The 20,674-nt window shown below is 66.5% G+C and carries 17 protein-coding genes; 12 read left to right on the forward strand and 5 right to left on the reverse strand.

The genetic code is table 11. The features are described from left to right. Positions 1-43 precede the first annotated feature (43 nt). The 4 genes from AruPA_RS00800 (at position 44) to AruPA_RS00815 (ending at position 4,254) form a co-directional block, all read left to right on the forward strand. Complete coding sequence (locus AruPA_RS00800; RefSeq protein WP_265634226.1) at positions 44-661, forward strand: LysE family translocator; 618 nt, start codon at positions 44-46, stop codon at positions 659-661. A gap of 115 nt (positions 662-776) precedes the next feature. Continuing rightward, entirely contained in the window at positions 777-2,051 is a 1,275-nt protein-coding gene (locus tag AruPA_RS00805; RefSeq protein WP_265634227.1) for a paraquat-inducible protein A, read from the forward strand. Then, a complete protein-coding gene (locus tag AruPA_RS00810) occupies positions 2,041-3,693 on the forward strand; it encodes an intermembrane transport protein PqiB (RefSeq protein ID WP_265634228.1) in 1,653 nt (550 codons plus the stop codon). Before AruPA_RS00805 ends, AruPA_RS00810 begins: the two co-directional genes overlap by 11 nt. 3 nt (positions 3,694-3,696) lie before the next feature. After that, positions 3,697-4,254, forward strand: coding sequence for a membrane integrity-associated transporter subunit PqiC (locus AruPA_RS00815; protein ID WP_265634229.1), 558 nt, complete (start codon positions 3,697-3,699; stop codon positions 4,252-4,254). On the opposite strand, the gene AruPA_RS00820 is transcribed toward AruPA_RS00815, so the two are convergent. Then, positions 4,232-5,803, reverse strand: coding sequence for a tetratricopeptide repeat protein (locus AruPA_RS00820; RefSeq protein WP_265634231.1), 1,572 nt, complete (start codon positions 5,801-5,803; stop codon positions 4,232-4,234). The two genes, AruPA_RS00815 and AruPA_RS00820, sit on opposite strands and share 23 nt — an antisense overlap. A 132-nt stretch (positions 5,804-5,935) precedes the next feature. Between AruPA_RS00820 and AruPA_RS00825 the strand changes: the two genes are divergently transcribed. From AruPA_RS00825 to AruPA_RS00855, 7 genes are all read left to right on the forward strand, one after another. Further along, a complete protein-coding gene (locus AruPA_RS00825) occupies positions 5,936-6,565 on the forward strand; it encodes a flavin reductase family protein (protein ID WP_265634232.1) in 630 nt (209 codons plus the stop codon). 125 nt (positions 6,566-6,690) lie between these two features. After that, complete coding sequence (locus AruPA_RS00830; protein ID WP_265634233.1) at positions 6,691-6,915, forward strand: hypothetical protein; 225 nt, start codon at positions 6,691-6,693, stop codon at positions 6,913-6,915. 60 nt (positions 6,916-6,975) lie between these two features. Next, the gene (locus tag AruPA_RS00835; protein ID WP_265634234.1) at positions 6,976-7,203 is read left to right on the forward strand and encodes a hypothetical protein; all 228 of its coding nucleotides are present in this window, start codon (positions 6,976-6,978) and stop codon (positions 7,201-7,203) included. 34 nt (positions 7,204-7,237) lie between these two features. Continuing rightward, positions 7,238-9,130 (forward strand): DUF3857 domain-containing transglutaminase family protein, encoded by a 1,893-nt coding sequence (locus AruPA_RS00840; RefSeq protein ID WP_265634236.1) that lies wholly within the window; start codon positions 7,238-7,240, stop codon positions 9,128-9,130. Then, positions 9,127-10,110 carry a 4-hydroxythreonine-4-phosphate dehydrogenase PdxA gene (pdxA, locus tag AruPA_RS00845; protein WP_265634238.1) on the forward strand — a complete coding sequence of 328 codons (984 nt, stop codon included), beginning with the start codon at positions 9,127-9,129 and terminating at the stop codon, positions 10,108-10,110. Before AruPA_RS00840 ends, pdxA begins: the two co-directional genes overlap by 4 nt. After that, positions 10,107-10,820 (forward strand): pyridoxine 5'-phosphate synthase, encoded by a 714-nt coding sequence (locus tag AruPA_RS00850; RefSeq protein ID WP_265634240.1) that lies wholly within the window; start codon positions 10,107-10,109, stop codon positions 10,818-10,820. The genes pdxA and AruPA_RS00850 overlap by 4 nt, the downstream gene beginning before the upstream one ends. A gap of 150 nt (positions 10,821-10,970) precedes the next feature. Next, positions 10,971-11,696, forward strand: coding sequence for a hypothetical protein (locus AruPA_RS00855; protein WP_265634242.1), 726 nt, complete (start codon positions 10,971-10,973; stop codon positions 11,694-11,696). 187 nt (positions 11,697-11,883) lie between these two features. Here AruPA_RS00855 and AruPA_RS00860 read toward each other — a convergent pair whose 3' ends face one another. The 4 genes from AruPA_RS00860 to pgm form a co-directional block, all read right to left on the reverse strand. Beyond that, complete coding sequence (locus AruPA_RS00860; RefSeq protein ID WP_265634243.1) at positions 11,884-13,050, reverse strand: acetyl-CoA acetyltransferase; 1,167 nt, start codon at positions 13,048-13,050, stop codon at positions 11,884-11,886. 82 nt (positions 13,051-13,132) lie between these two features. Next, entirely contained in the window at positions 13,133-14,923 is a 1,791-nt protein-coding gene (locus tag AruPA_RS00865; RefSeq protein WP_265635108.1) for a CheR family methyltransferase, read from the reverse strand. Then, the gene (locus AruPA_RS00870) at positions 14,829-15,869 is read right to left on the reverse strand and encodes a chemotaxis protein CheB (protein WP_265634245.1); all 1,041 of its coding nucleotides are present in this window, start codon (positions 15,867-15,869) and stop codon (positions 14,829-14,831) included. Before AruPA_RS00870 ends, AruPA_RS00865 begins: the two co-directional genes overlap by 95 nt. Before the next feature lie 127 nt (positions 15,870-15,996). Continuing rightward, positions 15,997-17,661 (reverse strand): phosphoglucomutase (alpha-D-glucose-1,6-bisphosphate-dependent), encoded by a 1,665-nt coding sequence (pgm, locus tag AruPA_RS00875; RefSeq protein WP_265634247.1) that lies wholly within the window; start codon positions 17,659-17,661, stop codon positions 15,997-15,999. Between the two features lie 454 nt (positions 17,662-18,115). On the opposite strand from pgm, the gene AruPA_RS00880 reads away from it, so the two are divergent. Next, complete coding sequence (locus tag AruPA_RS00880; protein WP_265634248.1) at positions 18,116-20,503, forward strand: 1-deoxy-D-xylulose-5-phosphate synthase N-terminal domain-containing protein; 2,388 nt, start codon at positions 18,116-18,118, stop codon at positions 20,501-20,503. Positions 20,504-20,674 lie beyond the last annotated feature (171 nt).

The following is a 20,674-nucleotide window of genomic DNA, read 5'->3' on the forward strand; positions in this document are numbered from 1 at the left end:
GCCTGCGCGGTGCCGGCACACCGGCCGCGAGGAGATCAATGGAATGCCCGATGTCCATCTGTTCGCCGCCTTCGTGGCAACCGTCACGCTGCTGATGCTGCTGCCCGGCCCGAACGTCGGGCTGATCGTGGCAAACACCGTGCGCCACGGCACCGGCCATGGCCTGCTCACCATCGCCGGCACCACCACTGCCATGGCGGTGCAACTCGCATTCACAGCGCTCGGCCTCGCCTCCCTGCTCGGTCACGCCGGTCTCTGGTTCGGCTGGATCAGATGGATCGGCGTCGCGTATCTGATCTATCTCGGCCTCAAATCCTGGCGCGCGGCGCCCTCCGCCCGGCAAGGCGCGAGCCTGCCGCCCGCTTCACCCCGCGGTGTGCTGGCCAAGGCATTCCTGGTCTCGCTGACCAACCCCAAGACGCTGTTCTTCTATGGCGCTCTGCTGCCGCAGTTCATCAGCCCCGCCGGACATTTCGCAGAGCAGATGACCCTCCTGGCGATCACCTGCGTCACGATCGCCCTGATCGTCGATACCGGCTGGTGCCTGCTGGCCGGCAGACTGCGCGGCCATATCGGCGGCCGTCTGGCAAACCGGATCGGCGGTTCCGTACTGATCGGCGCCGCCCTGGGCCTCGCCCTCGCGCGCGGCGCCAAATCCTGACCGGAGTCCCGATCGTCATTATCACGGTTTGGTGATTTTTATAACGGTGCCACGGGGCAAGGCCTATCTCCGTCTGGATGACAAAACGCCGCTCCATGGCACGTGCGCCCGGTTCATGATGCTGACCGCGCTCATCTCCGGCACGCCGGATGCCGAGATCGATCCGCCGCACGGCATCATCGGCTGTCCGTGGTGCGGGCTGGTGCAGCGGCTTCCCGAAATCACCGGGCGCGGCGTCATCCATTGCCGGCGTTGCGATGCGCCGCTCGAACGCACCGCGGGCCGCAGTATCGATGCGGCGCTGGCATGCGCGATCACCATGATGGTCCTGCTCATCCCCGCGATCGTCATGCCATTGATGCAGGTGTCGATCCTCGGCGCCGTCAATCAAAGCACGGTGGGCGCAGGCGTCGCCGGAATCTGGCACCAGGGCTGGCCGCTCATGGCACTGGTCGTGGGGGCAGAGCTGATCGCCGTGCCGCTGGTCCGCTTCGGTCTGCTCACGATCGTCCTGCTCATCCTCCGCCTGGGCCGACGCCCGCATTGGCTGGGACGCGCGTTCCGGATCACTGAACGGCTCGACGAATGGGCGACGCTCGATGTCTTTCTGATCGGCTGCGTCATCGGCTATTCCCGGGTCGAACCGTTCCTGCCCGTCCATATCGGACCGGGCGGATGGTGCGTTCTGGCCGCCGCTTTCATGACCATGATCACCCGCGCCACACTCGAGCGCCGCGCGATCTGGCGGATGATCGGGCCGGATGCCAGTGAAAGTTCCGTCCACGCCATCGCCTGCGGCGCCTGCGACCATATTGCGCCGGCGAGCGCCGAGGGTGAATGCTGTCCGCGCTGCAACGCGCATCTGTGGCGCCAGCGCCCCAACGCGACCATGCGCGCCTTCGCCTTCACGCTGGCCGGGTTCATCTTCTACCCGATCGCCTATCTGTTTCCGATGGAAATCGACGTCGAAGCCGGCAAGGCCCATGCCCATTCGATCATCAGCGGCATCATGCAGCTCCTGCAAGCCGGGCTCTGGCCGCTCGCCATGGTCATTTTCACCGCCAGCGTCGGCATCCCGCTGTTCAAGCTGTTCGGCATTTCCTGGATCATCCTGTCATCCTATCAACATTCGACCAGCCGCCTCCGCCTGAAGGGCAAGCTTTACCGTATCATCGTCGCGGCCGGCCGATGGTCGCACATCGATGTGTACACCGTCGCGGTGTTCCTGCCGCTGATGCATCTGCCCGGCCTGCTCAGCGTCGATGTCGCAAAAGGCATGCCGGCATTTCTGGGTGTCGTCGTGCTGACCATGATGGCGGCACGCGTGCTGGACCCGCGCCATATCTGGATCGCGGCGCACGAGTCGCCGAAATACGCCTATGACCGATAGACAGGCAAAGCCGGAACCGCCGAAAGCCCGTTTCCGCGGCACAAGATGGCCGGGGTTGATCTGGGCGGTGCCGGTCGCGGCAGCCGGGATCGTCATCTGGCTCGGCCTCGAAGCGATCGCCAGGCGCGGCCCCGAAGTCACCGTCTCGTTCCCAACCTCGGGCGGCATCAAGGCCGGCTCGACAACCGTGAAATATCGCGGCGTCACCGTCGGCCATGTCGAAGCCGTCCGGCTCGACAAGACCCTCGACCGCATGAAGGTGTCGATGCAGTTCACCAGCGAGATGCAGCACCATCTCGGCAAGGGCACGAGGTTCTGGATCGCCGGCCGCAGCGTCAGTTTCAGCAATCTCGCCTCGCTGAAATCCGTCATCGCCGGCCCTTATATCGGCATCGCGCCGCGCCCCGGCCCCGTGGCCGATCATTTCACCGGGCTGACCCAGGCGCCGGTGATCGAAAGCGGGGACAAGGGCGAAACCATCACACTCACCGCCGCGCATACCGGCAATCTGTCCCGCGGTGCCGCGATCTATTTCAACCATTTCAAGATCGGCAAGGTCCTGAGCGTGGCCATGCGCCCGGACGGCAAGACATTCGTCGTCACCGCCTTCATCGAACGCGGACGCGAAAATCTGATCACCTCGGCAAGCCGCTTCTGGAACGCCGGCGGCGTTTCGCTCAGCAGCGGCGGGAACGGACCGAAGCTGATGCTGCAATCGATCCCGGCCCTCGTCTCCGGCGCGATCGGTGTGACAACGCCGGACGGTGGCCACCCGATCAACCCCGGCACGACATTTCACCTCTACGGCACGGCGTCCGCCGCCCGCGCGGCACCCGGCCCGCACGCGGTTCCCTACCGCATCGTGCTGGCCGGCGGCCCGCACGGTCTGGCCAAAAACGCCAAGGTGACGCTCGAAGGTGCCGATGCCGGCGTCGTGACAAAAGTCGCCCTTCACTACGATACCGGCGCCGGCGCCCTGACCACCACCGTCCATGTGGCGCTCGAGCCGCGCGACATCCCGCTCGACCCGCCGGACCGCTGGAACCTCACCGATCCCGCGCCGCAAATGAACGCCATGCTGTCGTCGCTGATCGCGCACGGTCTGCGCGCCCACCGCGTGCAATCGACGCCGGTGATCGGCGCCCAGACCATCGCGCTCGACATCGTCAAGGCGGCGCCGAAAGCCGTCCTGAGCCTCGCGGGCACGCCCGGCGAACCGCCGACCATCCCCTCCACCAGCGCCACCTCGATCAATCAGATCATGGATCAGATCAGCGCAATTCTCGCCAATGTTCACGACGCGACCAGCCGGATCGCCGCCGTCAGCCGCTCGCCGCGCACCCGCCGCACGCTCGAACGGCTCGACCGGACAATCACGCATATCGATGCGATCACCCGCACCACCGATGCGCAACTGCCCGCCCTGCTGGCCGGTCTGCGCCGCACCACCAGGGCCGCAGACGCGTCCCTGCGCGCCGCCCGCGACGTGCTGGCACAACAGGGCACCGCGGCGAACACGCCAGAATCGGAATCCCTGCCACACGCGCTCTATGAACTCACCCGCGCCGCGCAATCGCTGCGCGAATTGACCGACTATCTCTCGGGTCATCCGAATTCAATCATTCTCGGCAAAGGACGCTGAACGATGAACCGATGGCTCTGCCTGACCGGCATTGCACTGTTGCTGGACGGCTGCGCCACGACGCCGACCACCTACCTCACCCTGGCACCCACAACCGGTCCCACCGTCTCGATCGCCTCGCCCCCGCTCGCCGTCGCCAAAGTCATGATGCCCGCCGCGATCGACCGGCTCTACCTGACCAGCGCGACCGGCCCCACCACGCTGCATGTCGCCGATCACGCGCGCTGGGCTGCACCGCTCGGCGGCGAGGCGCAGAACACGCTGGCCGACGATCTGGCGCAACGCCTGCCTGGCACGACCGTGCTCCACCCCGGCGATCCCGCGCCACCGGGCGGCGCGCGGCTGATTGCGGTCAACGTGACCCGGTTTCTGCCCGACCCCAGCCACGTCGTGCTGAACGCGGATTGGCGGGTCACGGCGCGCGATCATCATCGGGTGCTCGCGACCGGACGCGACCACATCGTGATCCCCTCTGCCGCCACACCTGCCGCCCGCGCCAGCGCCATGAGCGCAGCACTGGGCCGCCTCGCCGATCGCATCATCGCCCGTCTCGACCGCTGACGGACCCGGCACGCCCGATCCGCGCGCCGATCATGCGGTCGACCGCGGCCAGAATCGCCGCCACCGCCGCATTCTTGTAAGCGAACATCGCCTCGGTCTCGGGATGCACCAACATCGTCGCATTGGCTTCGAAGACCAGCACACGCCCATCCGGCAACACCGAAAAATCGATGCCGGCGTAATCGAGATCGAGCCGCGCCGCGACCGCCTCCAACGCCGCCATCGCCCGCGCGCCGATCGCCCTGGCCGGATCGCGCAGAAACCGCGCCTCCTCGGCACGGCGCGCCGGCGCCTCCGCCATGCCCGCGGTCCAGTAATGCACCAGCCAGCCGGTCCCGATCGCGAGATGATACGGATAAGGCACCCGATCGACGAAGATCACGCGATATTTGCGATACAACCCGTCCCTTGCCGAACGATAGTCGTGGAAATCGGTGACGTAGCCATGCGGATCGCGGCCGATCGCGGCAATCGCCGCCGCTTCGGTCGCGGCAAGGACCAGGTCCTGACCGCCATGCGATCCCGCCGGCCGCACGATCACCGGCAGCCGATGCCCCGCAAACCATGCCCGCGCATCGCCTTGCGCCCGCGCCACCCGACTCACATGCGGCACCACCACGTCCGGCAGCCCCGCCAGCAGGTCGGGCAGCGCGGCCCGGTCGATCTCGCGGACCCGCTCGGGATGGTTCAGCACCGGCCGATCGGTCTCACGCAACATGCGCGCCACCGGCACGCCGATTTCGGGCATCAGGTCAGGATCACCGATCGCGTTGAACACCAGATCATGCGCCGGCAACGCCCGATCCTGATCGGGGCACGCATAATCGATGAACCAGCGGACCTGGGTGAAACACCGCCGGGGCAGCAGATGCTCGAGCGGAATATTGGCCGCCGCCGCACATGTCAGCACGAGCACCACCGGTGCGGCGGGCGGCCCGGCAATCGTGACGATCTGCTTTCGCCGATACGCGGCATCCCGATGCACCGCCGCGGCCGGATCATCCGCCGCCAGCAACGCCGCCAGATTCTGATGCGCGATCACCTGGTCCGGATCGAGCGTCAGCGCATAGCGGCAGGCCGTGATCGCCGCCGCCGCGTTGCCCGCCCGCGCGCACACCGCGCCCAACGCCGCCGCCGCCGCCGCATTGCCGGGCTCGGCCGCAATCGCCTCCATCAAGGCCGCGATCGCCGCGCGAAACTGGCCCGCCTCGGCATACGCGGTCCCCAGCCCGATCAGGATCGTCGCGCGGCCCGGGTGCGCCTGCGCCAGCACCGCAAAATCCGCCGCCGCCGCCTCAAACCGGCACAGCGCGTTCAACGCCGACGCCCGCGTGATGCGCGCAACGCCATCCGAAGGATCACCGCGCAACGCAACATCAGCCGCGGCAACCGCATCAGCGTAATCGCCCGCCTCATACAAAGCCTGCGCCAGCAGCCCCTGTACCACCGCCGAATCGCCTCCGTCCGCCAGCAGGGTCCGGTATCCCCGCACGGCATCGCACAGCGGAGTTTCAGCCACGGCCATCGCGGCGCGCACACTCTGGTTCATCCACCCAGACTAGCCGCCCGAAATGAACAACCGGTTAACACCGCCCGCCAATCCGACGTTTCAGGACGATTTCGCAACCAGCCCCGCCGATGCCGCCATGGACAGCGCGCGGCCGACCAGCGATGATGCGGCATGATCTTCGACCTGACCGCCCTGCCGCCGCTCGACCAATACAAACTCCTCGCCTCGACCGTGGTTCCCCGGCCGATCGCCTGGGTCGTCACCATGAACCCCGAAGGCCGGCTGAACGCCGCGCCGTTTTCCTTCTTCAACGTCTTCGGCGCCGGCCCGCCGATCCTGTGCATCGGCATCGGCGCGCGCAAACCCGGCGACCTGAAAGACACCGGCGAGAACATCCGCAGCACGGGTGAATTCGTGGTCAACCTCGTCGCCCTCGCCAACGCCCGTGCCATGAATGTCACCGCCATCGAATTCGGCCCGGAGATCGACGAACTCGCCGAGGCCGGGCTGACCACCATGCCCTCGCTGAAAATCAAGCCCCCGCGCATCGCGGAAAGCCCGGTCGCGCTGGAATGCAGACTGCACTCCATCGTCGAATTCGGCCCCGACCGCGCCATGGTGGTGGGCGAAGTCCTCGCCATGCACGTCCGCGACGACGCCGTGCTGGACGCGAAACGCTGCCACATCGACACGCCCAAACTCGACCTGATCGGGCGCATGCATGGCGGCGGGTGGTATTCCAGCACGAACGACCGGTTCGACATGCCGCGCATCCCGGTCGAAGAGTGGCAGACCGGCTAAGTCGCTCGCGCGATCTTGAGGCGTGGGGCATCAATCGCGAGCCCCAACGGCGATTGAACCTCCGCCGCGAATCCGTTACGTTCAATCACGTTGGATCAACGGAAGGTCTCATGTCGCTACCGCGCATGCGTCGCTACTTTATCATCGCCCGGCTGATGTTGGCGTTGGTCTTTCTAGTCTGCCTCGCCGTGATGCTGTTCGAACCCGCAGCACGCCCCCACGGTGTCTGGCTGTTCCTCGATGGCATGCTGCTGGTGCCCAGCATGTTCACCGCGGTGCAATGCCTCTGCGCCCTGTTCAACCCCGCAGCCTTGGATCGGTTTCCCGAACTCCGCTGGATGCTGGACTAACCGATGGCACAAGCTAAGCACGTCCCCCAAGCGGACGCACCGAGCCCTCTACTGACAAAAATGCGGCAGACGTTCCTATTGTGCTACACGATCTTCTACGGTGGGCAAGCGTGGCTGCAATGGCACTTGGCGGCTCGATCCCCCACGTCCGGCGATCATCTTTCGGTGATCGTCCATGCCGTCGTGATTGCCGGTTCCGCACTGATGGCCACATGCGGGCTCTATAATATGGCCTTCCTGCGGAACCCGCACGCACGCCTCTACCTGTTCCGCTGGATGAGCACGTAACCTGTTCGCGCGATGATCTGAAAGGGCTGCCCACATGATCCCGAAGCTTCGAACCGGCGCGGCGCTTGCCGCGTTTACGGCTGGCCTCAGCATCATCCCGGCCGCCGCCGCAACCCCGCAGCCCACCCCAAACGCCGCCGGCGCGCCGTTCAAAGTGCTCTCCTACAGCGACGTCTTCACCCTCGCCGCCAACGGCACCTATACCCGCACCGTCCACAAAATCATCGAACCGCTGACCAAAAACGGCGTGCAGAGCGACGGCCAGATCCAGGAGCTCGTCGCCACCGCGATGGAGCACTTCCACCTCGTCTCCGCCCGGACCATCGCCCCCGGCGGCAAAATCTACCCCGTCACCGCCAAGGACGTGCACACCCAGACCGCCCCCTCCGCGGTCGATGCGCCGACCTTCAGCGACGCAAAAATCGTCAGCATCGAATTTCCGCATGTCGAGCGCGGCAGCAAGCTCGATGTCACCTACACCATCCACCGCTTCCTGCCCTATTTCCCCAACGAATTCTCCGGCATCGACGCAGTACCCCCCGGCCAGTTCACCGGGCATGAACAGGTCGAGGTCCGCGCGCCCGCCAGCCTGCACCTGCTCACCTCGGTGCGCGGCGGCTACAAAATGACCCGAACGGTCAACGGCAACACCCAGATCATCACCGCAACGCTCGATAACCCGCCCTACCACGTCGTCCCCGGCGATGCCGTCAGCACCGCGCAGTTCGAACCCATGTTCCTCGCCACCACCTTCCCCGACTGGCAGGCCCTGGGCAATGCCTATTGGGCCCGCGCGGCCGCGAAAGCCCGCGTCACGCCGGATGTCAAAAAACTGGCCGATGAAATCGCGGGCAACAAGACCGGCCGCGCCGCGGTGGACGCGCTGTACGACTGGGCGACCACCCACATCCGCTGGGTCGGCATCGAACCCGGCCTGTCAGGCTGGATTCCCGCCGCCGCCGGCCATACGCTCACCCGGCGCTACGGCGATTGCAAGGCCTCTGAAACCCTCCTGGTCGCCCTCCTGAAAGCCAAGGGCATCAAGGCCGAACCCGCCCTGATCGATGGCGGCAGCGCCGTCTATCGCCTCACCCATCTGGTCAATCTCGGCATCATCGACCACGTGATCGTCTACGTGCCGAAATACAAACTCTTCCTCGACCCCACCTCCGGTTTCGCGACCCCCGGCGAACTGCCCGCGGGCGATGCCGACAAGCCGGTAATCCTCGCCTCCGCCCACTCCACCCTCGCGCGCACCCCGTCCGGCCCGGCCTCCTACATCCAGCAAACCGCCGAAACCATCACCCCGGGCGGCACGCTGCAGGGCAGCGGCACCATCCACGCCACCGGCTATACCGACTGGATGATGCGCGACATTCTCGACCAGCTGCCCAAAGCGGCCTACCCGCGCGTCGTCAAACAGGTGCTCTCCGGTGAAGGCCTGGTCGGCACCGGCACCTTCACCGCCACCGGCGCCGATGATCTGACCAAACCCTTCATCGTGACCGACCACTGGCGCGCCCCCGGCTATTACACCCCCGGCCATATCGTGGTGCTGCGCGTCCACAAGGGCTTCGCCTTCACCGCCATCGGCCATTATCTCGCCACCAACGCCTCGCCCAGCAAGCGTTACCCGGTCAAACGCGCGGTCGGCACGCTGCATTTCACCACCAGCCTGACGCTGCCGGCCGGCTACAAAGTGCTGGCGACACCCGAAAGCGGCACGGTCAAAACCAGCGCCGGCAGTTTCGTGCAGTCCGCGACCATGCACGGCACCACCCTGCACCTGGTGCAGACATTGTCGCTCGAACGCATGTGGTACCCGGTCCGCGATCGGGACGCCCTGAAAACCCTGTTCAACAAAGCCTACCGGCTCGATCGCCAGCAGATCGTGCTGGAACGCACCAGCACCAAACCGCAGGCGTGACCGCCCCGGTCGCCCTCACCATGGGTGACCCGGCCGGCATCGGCGGTGAGATCACCGCCGCCGCCTGGCTCGCCGCGCGGCAGGGCAGCGCCCCCGGCATCCTGCCGTTCTGCCTGATCGGCGATGTCGGCTGGGCCGGCGGCTTCGGCGTGCCGATCGAGGTGATCGACCATCCCGCCGCCGCCGCCGCCGCCTTCCCGCGCGCCCTGCCCGTGCTGCCCATGCCGCTCGCCGCAGCCCCGGTCCCCGGCCAGCCCGACCCCGCCAACGCCCACGCCATCATCGGCGCCATCGAACGCGCCACCGCCCTGGCCATGGCCGGCGCCGTCAGCGCGGTCGTCACCAACCCCATCGCCAAATCCGTGCTCTACGCCGCAGGCTTCGCCCACCCGGGCCACACCGAATTCATCGGTGCGCTGACCGGTGCGCCAACCCCGATCATGATGCTCGCCGGCCCCACCCTGCGCGTCGTGCCGGTCACCGTGCACGTCTCGCTCCGCCGCGCGATCGAAACCCTCACCACCGAGGCGATCATCACCGCCGCAACCATCACCCACGCCGGCCTGATCCGCGATTTCGCCATCCCGTCCCCCCGCCTCGCCATCGCCGGGCTCAACCCGCACGCCGGCGAAGCCGGCGCCATGGGCGATGACGAAACCCGCATCATCGCCCCCGCCATCGCGGCCCTGCGCGCCGCCGGCATTGCCGCATCCGGCCCCCTGCCGCCCGACACCTTGTTCACCCCGATCGCGCTGCAGGGTTACGACGCCGCAATTTGCATGTATCATGACCAGGCACTCATTCCGCTCAAAACCATCGATATGGAGAACAGCGTGAACATCACGCTCGGCCTGCCGATCATCCGCACCTCGCCCGACCACGGCACCGCGTTCGACATCGCGGGCAAAGGCCTCGCCCGGCCCGCCAGCCTGCTCGCCGCCCTGCGCATGGCCACGCTCATGGCGGGGCGGCGCGCATGAACACCCAGCGCCTCGGCGTCAACCTCGACCACGTCGCGACCCTGCGCAACGCCCGCGGCGTCGATTACCCCGACCCGATCCGCGCCGCCCACCTCGCCATCGAGGCCGGCGCAGACGGCATCACGCTGCACCTGCGCGAAGATCGCCGCCACATCCGCGATGCCGACATCACCCGCGCGCGCACCCTGCCGGTCCCGCTCAATCTGGAAATGGCCGCGACCGATGAAATGGTCGCCATCGCCTGCCGCGAACGCCCGCACGCCGCATGCCTGGTCCCGGAACGCCGCGCCGAAATCACCACCGAAGGCGGGCTCGATGTCGCCGGCAACCACGCCACGCTCGCGCCCCGCATCGCCCGCCTGCGCGAGGCCGGCATCCGCGTCTCCCTGTTCATCGACCCCGACGAACACCAGCTCCAGGCCGCCGCATCGCTCGGCGCCCCGGTCGTCGAACTCCACACCGGCGCCTACGCCGACGGCAAACCCGGCGAGCTCGACCGGCTGATCGAAGCCGCCCGCAAGGCCGCATCCCTCGGCCTCGAGGTCCACGCCGGCCATGGCCTGACCTTCGCCAACGTCGCCGCCGTCGCCGCCATCCCCCAGGTGCGCGAACTCAACATCGGGCATTTCATCGTAGGCGAAGCCGTCTTCCTCGGCCTGCCCGAAACCATCCGCCGCATGCGCACCATCATGGACCAAGCCCGGCGCTGACACACGAACCCGTCCGCCACCCTGTCATTCCATTCCACGAGCGCCAGCGCCACCGCCACCGGGTGGCCCACCGGCGCCGGACCTGATTTCTAACAATCCCCCTGACAAACCGCTTTCTCACCCCCCACCGACCATGGTCTAACCCTACCCATGATCGCAAACGCGCCGTTCATGCCTGCCGACCCGACCGAGCGCTTCACGGTGATCTTCCGTGCCTTGCAGCGCTCGGTCGCCGATAATGGCTACCGCCTCAAAATCCACGGCCCGCTCATCGTCCTGATCTGGAACTACCTCGCCCGCCAGATCGCCCGCTTCGCCCGCATCGCATCCCGCCTGCCACAATCTCCCCGCACCCGCACCCGCGCTCCCGGACCGGTCGAGCGCGAACCCGCCACCCCTAACCCCAATCCCAAACCACCCCTCACCCTGCCGCGCGGCTTCGCCTGGCTGATCCGCCTGCTGCCCAACGGCCCCGCCACCGTCGTCGGCGGTGCCGCCGCCCGCGCCGATCTCCAGCTTTTCATGGAAGACCCCATCGTGCTGGAGCTGCTGGCCACCCACCCCAGCCTCGGCCGCATCCTCCGCCCCCTCCACACCATGCTCGGCCTGCGTCCCCCAAAAATCATCAAACGCCCCAGAAAACCCCGGCGCGAACCCACAAGCGCCGCCAACCCCCGCCCCAAACGCCCCCGCCCCAGGCGTCAGCCCGACTTCATGGCCCAGTACAAAGTCAACCCCGATGGCAGCATCGACTTCACCCCCGAACAACTGCGCGACATCCTCGGCCCACCCCCACCACCCGTGCCCCCCTGGCACCAGCCCTTCGTGCCCTCCTTCGATGCCAAAAAAATGTGGCGCAAAGGCCCACGGGGCTGATGCACGCCTGAATCGTTACGATACCATAACGAAACAGGCAAAGAAGCAAGGGAAGCTCTTCTTTTTTGTGAACAAAAAAGAAGCAAAAAAAACTTTGTTCATTTGGGCCCGTGCCGGTGAAAACGCCCGTGCCTCAGGGTCAGAAAGTTTTTTGCTTCTTTTTTACAAAAAAGAAGCCTTCCCTCCCCTAAACCCGCTCCAAAATCGAAACATAATTCGCCACGGCAGCCCCGCCCATATTGAAGATCCCCCCAACATCAGCCCGGCTCAACTGCATCTCCCCCGCCTCACCGGTCAGCTGCATCGCGGCGATCACGTGCATCGATACCCCGGTCGCCCCCACCGGATGCCCCTTCGCCTTCAACCCGCCGGACCGGTTGACCGGCAACCGTCCCTCGGCACTGACCATGCCATCCAGCACCACCCGCGCCCCTTTGCCGTGCGGCGCCAATCCCATCGCCTCGTATTCGATCAACTCGGCGATGGTGAAACAATCATGCGTCTCGACGAACGATAAATCCTCAATCGAAAGCCCCGCGCCGTCCAGCGCCTGCGCCCATGCCGCCGCCCCGCCGTCGAACCGCGTCGGGTCCCTGCGCGATAACGGCAGAAAATCATTGACATGCGCCGCCGCCCGAAACCGCACCGCCCGCCGCATCGCCGATGCCGTCTCCGCATCCGCGAGCACCAGCGCCGCCGCACCATCGCTCACCAGCGAACAATCCGTCCGCTTCAACGGCCCAGCGACATACGGGTTTTTCTCCGACACCGTCCGGCAGAATTCCACCCCCAGATCCCGCCGCATCTGCGCATACGGATTATCCACCCCGTTGCGATGATTCTTCGCCGCAATCGCCGCCAACGCATCCGATTGATCGCCGAACCGCTGAAAATACGTCTCGGCAATCCGCCCGAACACGCCGGCAAACCCGCCGGCAATCTCGCCTTCCTCCCGCCGATACGACGCACCGAGCAGAATATCGCCCACCGCCGCCCCGCTCACCCCCGTCATCGTTTCGGCCCCGACCACCAGGGCAAACCGCCCCCGCCCGGCCGCAATGAAATCGCGCGCCGCAAACACCGCCGCCGAACCCGATGCACAGGCATTCTCACACCGCATCGCCGGCTTGAACCGCAACGCCGGCACGCTCTGCATCGCAAGCGACCCCGGAAAATCCTGCTTGCTGAACCCGTTGTTGAAAGTGCCCACAAACACGCCATCGATCTCGCCAGGCGCAATGCCCGCATCCTCGATCGCACTGCCTGCCACCGCCCCGATCAGCGATTCCAGATCAGGCCCATCGAGCTTGCCGAACGGCGAATGAGCCCAGCCCACAATGCAAACCCCGGTCATGGTCGATCCCCCTGGCTGCGGCGCCTGCCGGCGCACGGCAATGATATCACCCCCCGCACCCTATCAGGTCGCCGGCCACCCGTCACCGCTGGATGGCAACGCCTTGCGCCGCCGCACTCGCAAGCCGCGCGAGGGCCGCGACCGACGCCGTACCCGTCTTACGCATGATCGCCGCCCGATGCAGCTCGACCGTGCGCGGACTGATCCCGAGCATCCGGGCAATCACCTTGCTCGGCTGCCCGCCCACCCGCCGGCAACCCACCAGAATGCGCCCCCGCCTGGTATATTTCAGCGCGTTCGATACCAGGTTACGCAAAATCTGCGTCAGCAAACCCCGGTCCGTCTCGATCGTCAGCGTGCAGGGCATCACGCGAAAATCGAGCCCATGCGCCGCGGCATCATCGGCGAACTCCTGGCGCAACCGGTCGAACACCGCATTGACGGCGAAGTGGCTCGCCGAGACCTTGACCACGCCCGCTTCGATTTCATTGATGTCGAGCAGCGTATCGAGCATCGTCGTCATCACACCCAGCGCCTGCGCCATCCGCTCGACCAGCGGCTCGGTCGGCGTGCCCGTCACCGCGCGGGCCAGCAGCCCGTGCAGCAGCGACAGCGACGTGAGCGGCTGGCGCAGATCATGGCTGGCCGCCGCCAGAAACCGCGACTTCGCGAGATTGGTCTGCTCGGCAACCGTCGTCGCCGTCTGCAAGGCAAGCGCGGTCCGCTTACGCTCGGTGATGTCGGCGTAGGTAATCACCACCCCTTCTACGCCATGCTGCTGGGTCCGATAAGGCAGCACCCGCCGGGTGAACCAGGCGCCGTTGCGCCCCTGCACCTCGCGTTCGATCGGTTGCAGCGTCTCGAGCACCGACCGCGCATCAAGCGTCAGCATCCCGTCATTGGTCAGCGCGGTCAGCTCCTCGTTCAGCGATTGCAATTCCTCCTTCGAGGTCAGCAACTCCTCGTTGGTGGACTGGAACTCCTCATTGACCGAGAGCGCCTCCTCGTTGATCGCCTTCTGATCCTCGCTCGACAATTCCAGATCATGGATGGCGCCGAGCAATTCCGTCCGCGTCGCCGCCAGCTCGCGCTCCAGCTGCGCCACGCGCGAGCTGTCCTTGCGGGTGACCGGCGATGCCTCCGCCGTCACGCCGGTCTGCCCCGTCACGAAACAGACCAGCAGCAACCGCTCGCCATCGCTCGCGACCGGTTGCACATCGATCATGAACGCCTGCTCGACGCCCTCATGCGTCATCGTCCCACCCGGCACCACCACCCGCCCCGCCGAGTCGATCGCCCGGCGGATCGCGGCGCGCAGCTTGGTACGCAGCCCCGGCCGGCACATCGCCAGCACGTCGTGCGAGGGCAGGCCGGGGGCGATCTGCAAAAACCGGTCGACCGGTCCGAGCGTGAACAGGCACTCGTTCTGCCCGTTGATCAACACCGCCGCCGGCGCATAGGCCTCGATCACCATCCGCCGGCACAGCTCGGCCAGGCTCACCGGCTCAGCTGTCCCCCGCCCCGGCGTGACGATCAGGCTCGTCCCGGGCAGCGTGGCGGCTACCAGGCGTGTCGCCGGGCGCGACCTGTCGTTCGGCAGGACCGGAAAGCCGAACACCCCGGGCCGATTGCGACCGGTCCGCCGATAGATCCGCTCGGCCTTGGCGACCACGCTGAAACCCTGATCGCCCGCCCCGATGGTCTCGGCGCTGCCGAGCAGCAAAATCCCGCCATCGCGCAGCGCAAAATGAAACAGCGTCACGATTTTCGACTGCGCCTCACCACGCAAATAGATCAGCAGATTCCGGCACGACACCAGATCGAGCCGAGAAAACGGCGGATCGGCCAGCACATCCTGCACCGTGAACACCACTAGCGCCCGCAACTCGGCGCCGATGCGGTATTTCTGTTCCTCGCGGGTGAAAAACCGCGCGATCGCGAAAAAAACTGGTGACATTGATCAACAGATCCTGCGCCAGCAAATCCACCTCGGCCGGGTGGCTGGTCAGCAACGCCAGATACGCATCGAGGGTCGGCGGCACCAGCCCGGCCAGCCCGATCCGCCGATCGATCCGCCGGCGCAGCGTGCCCGACTTATAGAGGGTGAAATTATGGGCGGTCGCCTCGCGCAGCAGCGCGATGATCGCTGCGAAACTATCCGGCGTATCGCCCGGCACCACACCCGCCACCGCATCACGCGGCCGTGCCGCCAGGGCGGCCGGAATCTCGTTGAGCGGCAGCACCAGATCGACCAGACCAGTCGCGATGGCATTGCGCGGCATGCCATCGAACGCCGCCTCATCCGGCGCCTGCGCGATCACGAAACCACCCTTGTCGCGGATCGCCCGCAGCCCCGCGCTGCCATCGCGCCCGGTGCCGCTCAGCACCACCGCAATGGCGCGGCTGCCGCAGGAGCCCGCGATCGAATGGAGCAGAAAATCGAACGGCAGCCGCATGCCGTGCCGCTCGACCGGTTGCGTGAGGCGCAGCATATCGTGCTCGACCGCCAGGTACCGCCCGGGCGGAATGACATAGACATGATCGGGTTCGAGCATCATCCCATCGCCCGCCTCGATCACCGGTATCGCGGTATGGCGGGCCAGCAACTCGACCATCAGGCTCTCATGGGTCGGGTCCAGATGCTGCACCAGAATGAACGCCATGCCGGAGTCGCGGGCCAACCGATCGAGGATGCGGCCGAACGCATCGAGCCCGCCCGCGGATGCGCCCAGCGCAACGACCGCGAAACGGCCGCCCGCCGCGGCCCGCTGTGGCACGGCACCGGACAGCGCCGCTTGTGAGGGCACGATTTCCGCCATGCGATGAAATCTTTCATCATTGAAACGGTTGCCGTGCGGAATCAGTGATCATACGGACAATAAGGATGGTTTGTCCATCGCCGCCGCCCTTGCGCCGCCCCGGCGCGGCGGGCGGGCATCGCTTGCGCTACAACGTCTCGAACAACCGCCCGATCAGCGCCTGCGCCTCCTGCTGCACGGCTTTCAGGTGCTGATCGCTCAGAAAACTCTCCGCATAGATTTTATAGACATCCTCGGTCCCCGATGGCCGCGCCGCGAACCATCCGTTCTCGGTGACGAGCTTGATGCCGCCCAGCGCCGCATCATTGCCGGGCGCCCGGTTGAGTTTCGCCATGATCGGCTCCCCGGCCAGCGTCGTCGCCGCGATCGCGGCGGGGTCGAGCTTCGAGAGCACCGATTTCTGCGCGCGCGACGCCGGTGCATCGATCCGCTCGTAATGCGATGTGCCCAGACCCTCGGTGATTTCGGTGTAATACTGGTTGGGGTCCTTGCCGGTCACCGCCGTCATCTCGGCGGCCAGCAGCCCCAGGATCAGCCCGTCCTTGTCGGTCGTCCAGACCGACCCGTCCCGCCGCAGAAACGACGCCCCGGCGCTTTCCTCGCCGCCGAACACCAGCGAGCCATCGGTCAACCCGGCGCTGAACCATTTGAACCCGACCGGCACTTCACGCACGTGCCGTCCCTGGCGTGCCACGACCCGGTCGATCATCGCGCTCGAAACCGCAGTCTTGCCGACCGCGCCGCCCGCCTGCCACGCCGGCCGATGCGTGCACAGATACCCGATCGCGGCGGCCAGATACGCATTGGGCGGCATCAACCCAGCCGAAGGGCAGACGATGCCATGCCGGTCCGCATCGGGATCGGTCGCGCAGGCGATATCGAAGCGCTCGCGCAGCGCGATCAGCTTGGCCATCGCGAAGGGCGAGGAACAGTCCATCCGGATCTTGCCGTCCCAATCGACCGACATGAAGCGGAAGGTCGGGTCGATCGCCGCGTCCACCACTGTCGCTGCAATGCCATAGTGCTCGATGATCGGTTGCCAATAGGCGCCCGCCGCCCCGCCGAGCGGATCGACGCCGATCCGCACCCCGGCGCGCCGGATCGCCGCCATGTCGATCACCGCGCCGAGATCGGCGACATAGGGGGTGATGTAATCATGGGCATGCACACAGGCCGCCCGCCTGGCGTGCGCGAACCCGATGCGGCGGACCCCCTGGTTCTGCGCCGCCAGATACGCATTGGCGGCCCGTTCGATCGCGCCGGTGACATCGACATCCGCCGGCCCGCCGTTCGGCGGATTGTATTTGAATCCGCCATCCTCCGGCGGGTTGTGCGAGGGGCTGATCACGATGCCGTCCGCCAACCCGCTCGTCCGGCCGCGATTATAACCGATGATGGCGTGCGAGATCACCGGCGTCGGCGTGTAGCCGCCGTCCTGATCGATCATGGTCTCGACCGCGTTCGCCGCGAGCACCTCGATCGCGCTGGTGAACGCGGCTTCCGACAAGGCATGGGTATCCATGCCGATGAACAACGGCCCGGTGATGCCCGCGCCGCGCCGATAATCGCACACCGCCTGGGTGATCGCGAGAATATGGTCCTCATTGAAGCCAGCCGCGCGCGCATTGCCGCGATGGCCGGAGGTTCCGAACGCAACCCGCTGCGCCGGCACCGCGGGGTCTGGTTTGAGCGCGTAATACGCCGTCATCAGGCGGGGGATATTGACCAGTAGCGCGGCCGGCACCGGCTGGCCGGCCAGCGGATTGATGCGCGGTGTCATTGGCTCGGACATGGCGATCTCGGACGACCTCGGATCATGATCCACCATCCCTACACCGTGATCCGCCGCCTCGCCAGCGGCCCGGTTGCAGGAAATCGGCGCTCGTGGATATAGCTCTGACGGTAATTGTCAGTCATCCACGAGCGCCCTTTATCGCGGCGCGTTTGTCCTCGGCGCGTCTGCCCGGTTATGCTCGCTCAAATGACCCTGTCTCGGTAGCCCGTCTGTAAAACCGTTTCGAAAACTGTTCGTCGTTGCAATGACCTCCGGTTACCGTGGTCTCTCCGCGCCGTCTGTGACCTGCGTCACATCGCCACGCTTGATTTATGGCATATGCCCTGCGGTTTTCCCGCGCGATGCCTTTTCGTACCGGCACAATGTGTTTTTTGATGGGCGCGCGCTGCACCCATTCCTTGATCGCGTCGCGATTCCATCTACAGTCGCAAGGCCAGCTCAGGGATTGGAAATGGACAAATTCGTCGCCGACCAGCTTCGCGATGCCAGCGCATCGGCCACCACGGTCGATTACGCCGCCTTGCGCCAGATCGAGCGCAAGCTGCTCTGGCTGTCATCATGGATGATCCATAACGCCAACCACATCCGCCCGAATCGCGACGGCTTGAAGGTCGGCGGCCATCAGGCCTCCTGCGCCTCGGTCGTTTCGATCATGACGGCGCTGTATTTCCACATGCTCCGCCCGCAGGACCGCGTCGCGGTGAAACCGCACGCCGGGCCGGTGCTGCACGCCATCAATTACCTGCTCGGGCGCCAGACCGTCGACATGATGCAGGGCTTGCGCCAGGTCGGCGGCGCGCAGGCCTATCCCTCGCGCGTCAAGGACGGCGGCGAGATCGATTTCTCGACCGGCTCGGTCGGCCTCGGCGTCGCGATCACCTCCTTCGCCGGGCTGATCCAGGATTATCTGCGCGCCCACGACATGACCCCGGCCAATCGCCCGGCGTCCCGCCATGTCGCGATCGCCGGCGATGCCGAACTCGACGAGGGCAATATCTACGAAGCCCTGCTCGAAGGCTGGAAACACGATGTGCGCGATGTCTGGTGGGTGGTCGACTACAACCGCCAGAGCCTCGACAGCGTGATGCCGGACCGGCTGTTCGGCCGGTTCGAGGGTCTGTTCCGCGACATGGGCTGGAACGTGATGAGCCTGAAATACGGCAAGGCGCTCGAAGCCGCGTTCCGCAAACCGGGCGGGGCGGCGCTGCGCGCCTGGATCGATGACTGCCCCAACTCGCTGTACTCCGCCCTCACGTTCCAGGGCGGCGCCGCCTGGCGGCAGGCGCTGATGACCGACCTGGGCCGCTCACGCGGCGTGCGCGCCATCATCGATCCGGTATCGGACGAGGCCTTGGCCGGGCTGATGACCAACCTCGCCGGCCACGACCTGCCCACCCTGATCGAGGCCTTCACCGAAGCCGCCCATTCCGACCAGCCGACCTGCTTTCTGGCCTACACCACCAAGGGCGCCGGCCTGCCGTTCGCCGGCCACAAGGACAACCACTCCGGCCTGATGAACGAAGACCAGATGGATGCGTTCCGCACCCTGATGAACATTCGCCCAGGCCATGAATGGGACCCCTATGAGGGCATCGCCGATCCCGAATCCCTGCGTCACTTCGTCGCCAGCGTCCCTTTCGCGGCGAAACTCTCGCCCGCCGGCCGGGTGCTGACCGCACCGCTCGTGCCGGTGCCCGCCACCCTGCCGCACGCCCCCACCGCCGGGCGCAAAATGTCCACCCAGGGCGCGTTCGGTGAGATGCTCTCGGAGATCGGCCGTGGCGAAGGCGATTGCGCCGAACTCGCCAGACACATCGTCACCATGAGCCCGGATGTCACGGTCTCGACCAGCCTCGGCCCCTGGGTCAACCGGCGCGGCGTGTTCGACCGGCACACCCGCAACGACGTTTTCCGCGACGCCAAACTCGCCTCCGCCCAGCGCTGGGGCATGAGCCCGGAAGGCCAGCACATCGAACTCGGCATCGCCGAACAGAATTTGTTCCTGCTGCTCGCCGCCGCCGGCCTCGCCGGCCCGATGCAGGGCACCCGCCTGCTGCCGATCGGCACGGTGTACGACCCGTTCGTCAACCGCGGCCACGATGCGCTGGTATATGGCTGCTATCAGGATGCCCGGTTCATGCTGGTCGCCACGCCGTCCGGCATCACCCTCGCGCCGGAGGGCGGCCAGCATCAATCCACCAACACCCCGCTGCTCGGCATGGTGCAGGACCGCATCGCCGCCTACGAGCCCGCCTATGCCGATGAATTCGCCATATTGTTCCGCCACGGGTTCGACTGGATGCAACGGCCGGAAGGCTCATCGGTATGGTTTCGCCTGTCCACCCGGCAGCTCGATCAGCCCCGCCGCACGATCGACCCCGCCGCCGTCATCGCCGGTGCGCACTGGATCGAACCGCCCGCCCAAGGTGCGCAGATCGCCATCCTCTACCAGGGCGCCGTCGCCCCCGAAGCCGAAGCCGCCTTCGCCGCCCTGCTCGAAGACGCACCCGGCGCCGGGCTGATGGCGATCACCAGCCCCGACCGCTTGTTCGCCGATTGGCGCGCCGCCCAGGCCGCCCGCCGCGAAGGCCGGCACGACACGCGCGCCCACATCGAAACCCTGCTCGCGCCGCTCTGCCCGGGCGCCGCACTCGTCACCGTGCTCGATGGCCACCCCAGCACCCACGCCTGGCTCGGCGGCGTGCGGGGCCAACGCATCCACACCCTCGGCCCCGACCACTTCGGCCAGTCAGGCGATATCCCCGACCTCTACCGCATCTACGGCATCGACGAAGACGCCATCCTTAACGCCTGCGCCGCTGCGATGCTAATGGCGTAGCGAGGGGCTTGGGGTGGCTGCCTTAAGGTAAGCAAGACCAGGGGCTCTGCCCCTGGCCTTACTTGCTCTCAAACTCCACCCCACCACTACCCAGTATTACAGGCCGGGTGATAATTGAAATCGCGGTGGTTGGTGCCAATGTTGTGGATGCAACAATAAATAGGCGACCGA

It is taken from the genome of Acidiphilium sp. PA (assembly GCF_026191915.1).
Taxonomy (GTDB): domain Bacteria; phylum Pseudomonadota; class Alphaproteobacteria; order Acetobacterales; family Acetobacteraceae; genus Acidiphilium.